The 9,178-nt window shown below is 67.2% G+C and carries 7 protein-coding genes; 4 read left to right on the top strand and 3 right to left on the bottom strand.

The genetic code is table 11. From position 1 onward, the window contains the following. Nucleotides 1-36: 36 nt before the first annotated feature. The gene (locus tag P3W85_RS40645) at nucleotides 37-933 is read right to left on the bottom strand and encodes a VOC family protein (protein WP_276268970.1); all 897 of its coding nucleotides are present in this window, start codon (nucleotides 931-933) and stop codon (nucleotides 37-39) included. Between the two features lie 189 nt (nucleotides 934-1,122). Continuing rightward, the gene (locus P3W85_RS40640) at nucleotides 1,123-1,467 is read right to left on the bottom strand and encodes a DUF1173 family protein (protein ID WP_276268969.1); all 345 of its coding nucleotides are present in this window, start codon (nucleotides 1,465-1,467) and stop codon (nucleotides 1,123-1,125) included. 78 nt (nucleotides 1,468-1,545) lie between these two features. Here P3W85_RS40640 and P3W85_RS40635 point away from each other — a divergent pair, with 78 nt between their 5' ends. From P3W85_RS40635 to P3W85_RS40620, 4 genes are read left to right on the top strand one after another with little or no spacing between them, the layout of a single operon-like run. Then, the gene (locus tag P3W85_RS40635; RefSeq protein WP_276268968.1) at nucleotides 1,546-3,786 is read left to right on the top strand and encodes a TonB-dependent receptor; all 2,241 of its coding nucleotides are present in this window, start codon (nucleotides 1,546-1,548) and stop codon (nucleotides 3,784-3,786) included. Continuing rightward, nucleotides 3,776-5,569, top strand: coding sequence for an ABC transporter ATP-binding protein (locus P3W85_RS40630; protein WP_276268967.1), 1,794 nt, complete (start codon nucleotides 3,776-3,778; stop codon nucleotides 5,567-5,569). The genes P3W85_RS40635 and P3W85_RS40630 overlap by 11 nt, the downstream gene beginning before the upstream one ends. Beyond that, nucleotides 5,566-7,287 carry an ABC transporter ATP-binding protein gene (locus tag P3W85_RS40625; RefSeq protein ID WP_276268966.1) on the top strand — a complete coding sequence of 574 codons (1,722 nt, stop codon included), beginning with the start codon at nucleotides 5,566-5,568 and terminating at the stop codon, nucleotides 7,285-7,287. The genes P3W85_RS40630 and P3W85_RS40625 overlap by 4 nt, the downstream gene beginning before the upstream one ends. Beyond that, entirely contained in the window at nucleotides 7,287-8,483 is a 1,197-nt protein-coding gene (locus P3W85_RS40620; RefSeq protein ID WP_276268965.1) for an MFS transporter, read from the top strand. The genes P3W85_RS40625 and P3W85_RS40620 overlap by 1 nt, the downstream gene beginning before the upstream one ends. Here the strand turns inward: P3W85_RS40620 and P3W85_RS40615 are convergent. After that, nucleotides 8,468-9,160 (bottom strand): 4'-phosphopantetheinyl transferase family protein, encoded by a 693-nt coding sequence (locus tag P3W85_RS40615; protein WP_276268964.1) that lies wholly within the window; start codon nucleotides 9,158-9,160, stop codon nucleotides 8,468-8,470. The genes P3W85_RS40620 and P3W85_RS40615 overlap by 16 nt on opposite strands. Between the last annotated feature and the right edge of the window lie 18 nt (nucleotides 9,161-9,178).

Genomic DNA, 9,178 nt, shown 5'->3' with positions numbered 1-9,178 from the left:
GCGGTCATGGTCTTGTCCAGTGTCTTGCGCATAGTCTTAGCGATATCCAATGCTGAAATCGTGGCCCCACAGGCTGACCCGGGTGGCCTCGTAGGCGGCGTGCTGGCTCCAGTCGACCACCAGCCCGCCGTAGCCGTACTCGAGGTCGAAGCCGCCGGGCGTCTTCATGTAGAAGGAAACGACGCGGTCGTTGCAGTGCTGGCCGAGCGTGGCCGAGAGCGCCACGCCGTGCTGCTGCGCACGGTCCAGCGCGCGGCCCACCTCCGTCATGTCCTGCACCTCGGCCATCACATGGACGCAGCCGCTGGGCGCGGGCGCCTCGAAGATGGCCAGGCTGTGGTGCCGCCCGTTGCCGCAATGCAGGAAGTGGATGCGCTTCTCCGGCTCGGCCGGATCCGGGGTGAAGCGCGCGCGGAAGATATCTGACAGGCCGAAACCCATCACATCGCACAGGAAGGCGTAGGTTTCGTCGAAGGCCGGCGCGGGCAGCACCGAGTGCCCCGCGCCCATCGGATCGGTGACGAAGCGCGACACGCCGATGGGCGAGACAAAGCGCAGGAAATCCGAGCGCATGCCCCAGAAGATCTCGTGCCGGTTGCCGGAAGGATCGGTGAACCAGGCCACGGCCTGGGCGCGCCGCTGGATGCGCTCGGCCTCGCTGCTGTGCGTGACCTCCACGTTTGCCGCCCGCAAAGCCGCGAGCGCGTGGTTGAAGGCCGCCTCGCCGGCCAGCTCCCAGCCCGATGCCAGGTAGCGGTCCTGCTTGCCGGGCACGATCAGGTAGCGGTAGTCGCGCTCGTCCATCTTGAGGTAGAGCGCGCCATGAGGGGCGTTGGTGCACGCCATGCCGAGCACTTGCTCGCCATAGTGGCGCCAGCGTTCGGTGTCGGTGGACTCGACCACGATATAGCCGAGCGCGCGGATGTCCATCATGCTGCCTCCTCGCTGTTCCTGGACTTCATTCGCTGCCGCGTTGGTTGCGGCAGGTTGGTGAAGCTATTGTTCAGGGGAAGCGGGATGTGGGCATCGTCTGTTGGGACTAGTGAGGTGGTATTTGGAGTTTCGGGCTTTCGTGGGGTAATTTGGGGGCCTGTAGCTGCTGGAAGCAAATCCGTCTTCTGCCTACGGGCGGGTCTCCATTGCCAGCAAGGCTGGTATGCACTGATCAGTTGCCCACAGCCACTTCCCCTGCTCCGTCTCGCCAGCGACACGGGACTTCGCCGCCGTCTCCTTCTCGTTCATGACCACCGGCCCGGGCGTCGGCTCCAGCACCGCCTCGTCAATCAGTTCGCCCAAGCCGGACGAATGCCCTTCTAGTTCGCAAGACTGACAAGCCGGATGATGGCGGTGTCCGGTGCCATGCATCCGCTTGACCAAGAATAGCTGGGCGTGGCGCGTCAGATACATGGCGATGCCGCCAGGCTGGCACATACAGTGCGGCGATCGCGATAAGGCGCGACGCAGCATGCTGGGAAATCTGGCCACACTTCGGCATCGGCGATGCTACCCATATCGTTGGCTGGCAGCTCACTCGAGCTCGTTCTCATGGTTTTCAAAAAAATTGATGCCGTTTCGGGTAGCGTCAATACCGCTTCGGGTAGCACCCCATCACTCCGCCCAACAGAATCGAAGGCATTGACTCTGAATATAAAGGGCGCGCCAATGGCGTATTTTTCTTATCGCAGCCATTACGGCTTTCGTCTGGGGTTAGTCCTCGCTGTCAAGAGCGCATCGTGGTCGGCAGCCGCAGCAGCCGAGACGGCGGCTACCATCTTGCCGGCCATTGCCGTCACGGCCAATAAGCTTTCCGAGAGCCTGCAGGACACCCCGCAAACGGTATCGGTGTTTTCCGGCGACGAATTGCGAGAGCGCAATGTGCGGCGCCTGGATGATCTGCTGCGCTTGATTCCCAACGCCTCCATGGCCAACGTCGAATACGGCAGCGCAGTCGCGGACTGGAACTACCGGGGCTTGAATGTCTCCCTGTTCGAGAAAGCGTCACCGCTCCTGGTCTATATCGACGGCGTGCCGCAAAGCGACCGCTTCAGCCTGGCGGTGGATATCGACGACATCGAGCGGGTTGAAGTGCTGCGCGGCCCGTCCGGTACCCTGCACGGCAGCAACGCCATGGGCGGGGTCATCTATATCACCACCCGCTCAGGCCCGGCCAATGCGGTCTCCGGCAGTGTGCGCAGCCGCGTCGGCTCGCACGGCACCGCGCAGCTTGGCGCTAGCGTGCAAGTGCCGCTAGCCGGCATCGGCTCGTTCAAGCTGAATGCGGCCAAACAGCGCTACGATGGGGTCTTGACCCGCGCTTTTCCGGGTGGCGGCAATGAAGACCGCGAGGACGAGCAGTATGTCAACGCTGCGTTGAAGCTCGCCGTTGGCGAGCGTGGCCTGATCGACTACGTGTTCAGCGACGACAATCGCCGCTATGGCTACGGCCGCCTGGACGTGGTCGATCGCGCCGGCTTGAACGACAACAGCAACAGCAACCGCAATGACTTTGACCTCCCCAGCGCCCGGCGCAACCACAACACCCGCCATCTGCTCAAAGGCAGCTATGAGGCGGGGCCGGGCCGGCTCGAATGGCTCGCCAGCCTGACCGACAATCGCCATCGCGGCGTCTTCGACTGCGACTATGGTCCGGCGCCGCTCTACCGCTGCGGCGCCGACCGCAATACCCGCAATACCGCCACCGAATTGCGCTGGGTGGTCGATCACACTCCGCTGAAATGGATCGTCGGCGCCTATGCCAATCGCGAAACCCAGCACTGGGGAGACAATAGCTTTAGCCTGATCTCGCCGCCGCTGGATCTGCTGCAGACCCAGGGCACGCTGGGCGAACGCACCGGCGCCATCTTCGGCCAAGCGACCATCCCCCTGTGGACCGATTGGCAGGCGACCGTGGGCGGCCGCTGGCAGCGTGTCGAGCGCAAGGTCGACGTTACCATCCATTCGCTCGACGCGAGCTTCCGTCCTTTCGCCGCGCCGCTGCAAGCAAGAAAAACGATGACGGTTTTTCTGCCGAAGCTGGGACTGTCCTGGGCCTTTCGGCCGCAGCAGACCGTGTTTGCCGGCTACAGCGAAGGCTATCTGCCAGGCGGATTCAACGTGATCTACCCGGTCTCCGACCCGCGCCAGGCCGAGTATCAGCCACAACGCTCGCGCCAGATCGAACTCGGCTACAAGGGCCGGCCCTGGCCTGGCCTGCAGGCCAGCAGCACGCTGTTCTATGCTCGCATCGATGACATCCAAGCCACGGAACGGCTGCCCACCGGCTATCGCGCGCTCAACCTCGCCGGCGCGGCCAGTAAGGGCATCGAATTCGAATTGGTTTGGCAACCCAACGCCCGCTGGCAGGCGGACGCCAATATCGGGCTGATCAGCGCGCACTACCGCAGTGGATCGCTATTCCGTCCCAGCGGGGCAACGACCGCCATCGACCTCGGTGGCCGCCGTGTCGAGAAAACGCCGACGGCGACCGCCCTGCTTGGCCTGCAAACCAACCGGGGACCCTGGTTCGGCCGCGCCGAGATGCACTATCTCGGCACCCGCCCTACCTCGGCGGAGGGCGATGCCCAACTGGCCGCCAACACGCGCTGGAATCTGCGCGGAGGCTATCGGACTCGCGCCTGGGAGGTGGCCGCCTATGTGCTGAACCTCACCGACCGCAAAACCCCCTTGGGCGCCTACCGGCCGGATCCGAGCGGGCAGCCAGAACGATTCGTGCGCGTACTCGATCGGCCAAGGACCTTCGGCGTCGAGGCGCGCTATGCGTTCTGATGCCGGCGCTGCCCCCTTGCTGCGCCTGCTGCTGGGCCAGTGGCGCTATCTGTTGCCGGCGCTGGGATTGGTCATGCTCGCCGTGCTGGCCGAACTGGCCCCCTACCTGCTGTTTTACCAGGCGGCGCAGTGGATCGTCGCCGGCGTTGCCGAACCGTCGGCGTGGTTCCGTCTCGCCGGTGGGCTGGCCCTCGCCAGCACAGCGCGCTACGTCTTGCTCACCGGTGCCGGCGCGCTGTCGCACCAGGCCGCGTTTCGCTTGCTGTGCGCGCTGCGCCAGGCCATCGTCCACAAGCTGGCGCAGCAGCCCTTGCCCAAACTAGCGGGCTACCGCAGCGGTGAGTTGGTGCGCACGGTGCTGCAGGAGGTTGAGCAGATTGAAGGCTATATCGCCCACCACAGCGTCGACCTGAGTGCCGCCGTGATCGGGCCGCTGGCGGCCGGCGCGCTGTTGGCCTGGCTCGACTGGCGGCTGGCGCTGGCAGCGCTGCTGACGCTGCTGCCGGCAACCGGCGCGCAAGCCTGGCTGTTTCGCGATCTCTCGCAGCAGATTGCGCGCTACCAGCACGCCACGGCCACGCTGCATGCGGCCGTCATTGATTACGTACGCGCCGTGCCGGTAATGAAGGTTTTCCTGCTGGACAGCCGCTCGTTCGCGCAAATGCGCGCGGCGCTCGCCACCTACCACCACTGCGTGAGCGACTTCGCCAGACGCATCGTGCCGGGCTGGAGCGCCTTTTCCAGCCTGCTCAGCGCCAACCTGCTGTTCACCTTGCCGCTGGCCTGGTGGCTGCATGCGCGCGGCGAACTCGATATCCCGGGCCTGGTGCTGGCGCTGGCCTTGGCCAGCGGCGGGCTGCGTCCGCTGCAGCGGGCGGTGACGCTGACGTCCAAGCTGCAGGAAACCCGCCTGACCGTCGACAAGATCTCGGCACTGCTGCGTCCGGCAACGGAAGCGTCGAATGTGGATGCCCCCGCTCTGCCGGACGATGCGCAGGCCGCCAAGCCGCCACCCGCACTGCGCATCCGCGGACTGAGCCTGACACGCGGCGCGCGGCGCGTGCTGGACGACATCAACCTCGACGTGGCGGCCGGCAGCATGGTCGCCGTCGTCGGCCGCTCGGGCGCAGGCAAGTCTTCGCTGGCCATGGCGCTGGGCGGCCTGCTCGCGCCCGATCGCGGATACATCCAGGTGGGCGGCCAAGCGCTGGCCGGCTTGTCCGATGCCACCAGGGCAGCACGGATTGCGGTTGTCACCCAACACAGCTTTCTGTTTCGCGGCAGTATCGCCGACAATCTGCGCCTTGCCAGCCCCGTCGCCAGCGACACCGCCCTGCGGCGCGCCGCCAGCGTGGCGCAGGCAGACGATTTCATCATGGCCCTACCCGAGCGCTACGACACGCTGCTGGGCGAAGGCGGCCTGCGGCTATCCGGCGGCGAGGCGCAGCGTCTCGCCATTGCCCGCGCCATCCTGGCCGACACCCCCTTGCTGATCCTGGACGAGGCGACCGCCTTCGCCGACGCGCTGATCGAGCGCGCGTTTCTCGCGGCACTGCGCGCGCAGGCGCCGCACCGGACCATCGTGGCGATCACCCATCGCCTGCACGCGCTGCCGTGGGCGAACCAGATCGTGGTGCTCGATGGCGGCCGCGTCGTCGCCAGTGGGCCACACGACGCCTTGCTGGCTACTGTGCCGCTCTATCAAGCACTCTGGGAACGCCAATGGCTGTCGAACTCCACCCCGCAGGATGCCGCCGGCGCGGCACGGAGGCTGCGCGCATGAGACGCCTCGCTGTCTTGCTGCGCGCCGCGCAAGGTATTCCCCGACGCCTGACTCTCAGCGTCGTCCTGCGCGTGGCCGAACGCGGCGCCGCACTCGCCCCGCTATTCCTGCTCTATGCCTTGCTGCACGGTCAACTGACCTTGCCGGCCCTGTGCGCCGCCCTGTTGGCTCTGCTGGGCCTGCAATATCTGTGCGCCTGGCAAGGACAGTTGCTAGGATTTCTCGGTGGCTATGACCTGACGTTGCGCTTGCGCGAACGCGCCACCGACCATCTGCGCGCCCTCCCGCTCGGCCTGCTGCGCCAGCGTCGCCTCGGCGATCTCGGCGCGCTGCTGGGCGAAGACATGCAGCGCACCGAGTCCATCTTCGTGCATCTGTTCGCCGAACTGGCCGCGGCGCTGATTCTGCCGTTGCTCGCCGTCGCCGCGCTGGCCCTGATCCTGCCCGCCCCGGCGCTGGCCTTGCTAGCGGTGTTGCCGCTGGCCTGCCTGGCGCCGCTGGCAAGCAGCCGCTGGTTCATGCGCCGCGCCCGCGGCCTGCAAGACAGCCTGCGCGATGCCAGCTCGCAGATACTCGAATTCCTGGGCGGGCTGGCGACCTTGCGCCTGTTCGCCCGCAGCGCAGACTGGCTGAGGCGGCTCGACGCGCTGTTCCTGCAGCTACGCCGGCAAAGCCTGGGACTGGAGGCCTGGGCCGGCGGCCCGGTCCAGCTCTATCGCATCCTGCTCGAACTCGGCGTGCCGCTCGGCCTGCTCCTGTTCGCCGCCGCCCCTGTGCACGACGATCCCGCGGCGGGCCTGCTCTTCCTGCTGGTGGCCTATCGCATCCTCGACCCCTTGCTCGACGCCGCCGCCCATGTCGCCGAGCTGCGCTACCTTGCGAGCGGGATGCGGCGCATCCAGGCGCTGTTGCATCAACCGGCCTTTGCCGCCGACACCGGCATCGTCCCGACCGGCGCCGCACACATCGCCTTCGAACAGGTCAGCTTCAGCCATCAGGTCGACACCCCCACACTGATCGAATTGAGCTTCACCGCCCGCGCCGGCGAACTGACCGCCATCGTCGGCCCCTCAGGCGCGGGTAAGACCACGATACTGGAACTGCTGGCACGTTTTCACGATCCCGATCGCGGAAGCATCCTGCTCGGCGGACTGCCATTGCGCGAGATCGGCACCGATGCGCTCTATCGCCGGATCAGCGTCATGTTCCAGCAGGTGCAACTGATTCACGGCAACCTGCTCGACAACGTCCGCATCGGTCGCCCGAACGCCGACGATGACCAAGTGATGGCGGCGTGCCGCGCGGCCGGCTGCGACGATTTCGCCGCCCATCTGCCGCAAGGCTATGCCACCCCGATCGGCGAGGACGGGCAACTGCTCTCCGGCGGCGAGCGCCAGCGCCTGGCGCTGGCCCGGGCGCTGCTCAAGGACGCGCCCATCCTGCTGCTGGACGAAGCGACGGCCGCAGTCGACGCGCTGACGCAAGGCGTGGTCCAGCACGGCGTGGCGCAACTGACGGCCGGCAAAACCGTGATTGCCGTCGCCCACCGGCTGCATACCATCCGCCATGCCGACCAGATACTGGTGCTGGCCAACGGCCGCCTGGCCGAGCGTGGACGGCATGACGAACTGCTTGCCGCCAATGGCCTGTACGCGAGTCTGTGGCGGGCACAGAACCCCACGGATTACGCCCATCCATTGAATGCCGGAGAAGACTGATGCGCCTGACCCCGATGATACTCAGCAACGCGTTATGCATGGCCGCGATGATGGCCTTCGTCGCCGTCATCGGTCCCATCGTGCGCGTGCTCGGCCTGGCAGAATGGCACGCTGGACTTACGGTCACCGCGGCGGGACTGGTCTGGATGCTGGCCGCGCGCGCCTGGGGGCGCGCCAGTGACCGGCGCGGCCGCAAGCCGGTGCTGATCGCGGGGCTGATCGGGGTCGGCCTGGCCTATCTGGGGCTGGCCCTCTTCGTCGACCATGCGCTGACGCAGCCGCCCGCCGTGCTCGTCAGCATCCTGGCGCTGGTGCTGTTGCGCGGCCTGCTTGGCGCCTTCTTCGCCGCGATCGCCCCGGCCTTGAACGCGCTGGTCGCAGACCACGCCGCGCCTGCGCAGCGCGTCGGCCAAATGGCGATGCTTGGCGCCGGCAATGCCATCGGCATGGTGGTTGGCCCGGCCGCCGCCGGCGCCCTCGCCACGCTGGGGCTGTCCGCGCCTCTGTACGCGGCCGCCCTGCTGCCATGGCTGGCGCTCGCCTTGCTCGTACCCGCGCTGCCGCCGGCGCGCGGCCATTCCGCGCGGGAGACAAGCACCCTGGCGCTGTCGGACCCGCGCATACGCCTGCCTTTGCTGGCCGCGTTTCTCGGCACCTATTGCGTGGTCAGCGCGCAACTCGTGCTCGGCTTCTTCGTGCTGGATCGGCTCGACCTGAATCCGGCGCAGGGCGCGCGCGCCGCCGGCTGGGCGCTGGCGGCGGTGGGATTGGCGCTGATCGCCGCGCAAGGCCTGGTTTCCTGGCGCAAACACGTCAGCGCCAAACGCTGGATGAGCGTCGGCGCCTTGCTCGGCGCCGCCGGTTTTGCCGCCGCCGCAACGGCCACCTCGATGCTCGCCGTCATCCTCACCTGCGCCCTCGCGGGCGCCGGCATGGGCCTCTTGTTCCCGGCCTTTCAAGCTGCGGCGTCCAATGCGGTCGACCACGCCGAACAGGGCATCGCGGCCGGCTCGGTCTCAGCCGCGCAAGGCCTGGCCATGGTGTGCGCGCCGTTGGTGGCAACGCTGATCTACCGCATCGGCCCTGCGCTGCCCTTTGTCTGCAGTGCACTGCTGCTGGTCGGGCTGAGCCTCGCTAGCGCGCGTCATCGCGCCCCAGCGGCGGCCAGCGGGCCGGCGGCTCAGGATCCGGGCTGAGTCACGGCGGCGATGCTCGCCGCCGCTACGCCCTCCGGCGCCAGCAAGGCTTTCACGTCGACGGCGCGCCCGCTCAGCAGTTCGGATGACGCTCCCTGCGGCGTGCGACGCACGGCAATGGGATGACCACCGTCGTCAAGCTGCAGGGTAAAGCTGTCCAAGGGGGCCAGCAAACCATGACCCAGTGCCTTGAGCACGGCCTCTTTGCCCGTCCAGCAGCGCAACAAGGCCAGCTGCCGCCGGGTTCGTGGCAGCGCGGCAAGTTGCGCCGCCTCGCACGGCAACGGATGGCGGGCAAACGCGAGCGGCGAGGCCAGCGTGCGCGCGACCTCGATATCAATCCCGAGTGCGAGGCCGCCTGAGATTGACAAGGCGAATGCGGCCCAGTCGCCACTATGGCTGAGACTAAAATCGACCGCGTCGTGCGCTGGCAGATACGGCTTGCCCTCCTGACCGGAACGGATCAGCAGGCTCGCGGCATCCGCGTCCAGCGCGGCGGCCAAGCGCCGGCGCAAGCCAGCATGGCTCTGCAGGAAGCGACGCCGATCCGCGGGATGCAGGAAGCCGCGTTGCCGCTCGCGCTCGCGGGCATCGAGCAGCAGCCAGTCCGCCACATCGTGGCTGGCATCGTCGGGCCGCAAACGCCAGAACCCGTAAGCGACATCGCAGCCGAGCAATCGCGCCAGACAAGTCTG

The sequence above is a fragment of the Cupriavidus basilensis genome, assembly GCF_029335485.1.
In the GTDB taxonomy this organism is placed as follows: Bacteria; Pseudomonadota; Gammaproteobacteria; order Burkholderiales; family Burkholderiaceae; genus Cupriavidus; species Cupriavidus basilensis_E.
Note: the sequence above shows the minus strand (reverse complement) of the source record. Positions and strands in the feature narration are given on the sequence as shown.

Excerpts from the sequence above, each read along its gene's own strand:
- P3W85_RS40625 (WP_276268966.1), top strand. The coding sequence starts at position 5,566 with ATGAGACGCCTCGCTGTCTTGCTGCGCGCCGCGCAAGGTATTCCCCGA.
- P3W85_RS40630 (WP_276268967.1), top strand. The coding sequence starts at position 3,776 with ATGCGTTCTGATGCCGGCGCTGCCCCCTTGCTGCGCCTGCTGCTGGGC.
- P3W85_RS40635 (WP_276268968.1), top strand. The coding sequence starts at position 1,546 with ATGGTTTTCAAAAAAATTGATGCCGTTTCGGGTAGCGTCAATACCGCT.
- P3W85_RS40620 (WP_276268965.1), top strand. The coding sequence starts at position 7,287 with ATGCGCCTGACCCCGATGATACTCAGCAACGCGTTATGCATGGCCGCG.
- P3W85_RS40640 (WP_276268969.1), bottom strand. The coding sequence starts at position 1,467 with ATGCTGCGTCGCGCCTTATCGCGATCGCCGCACTGTATGTGCCAGCCT.
- P3W85_RS40645 (WP_276268970.1), bottom strand. The coding sequence starts at position 933 with ATGATGGACATCCGCGCGCTCGGCTATATCGTGGTCGAGTCCACCGAC.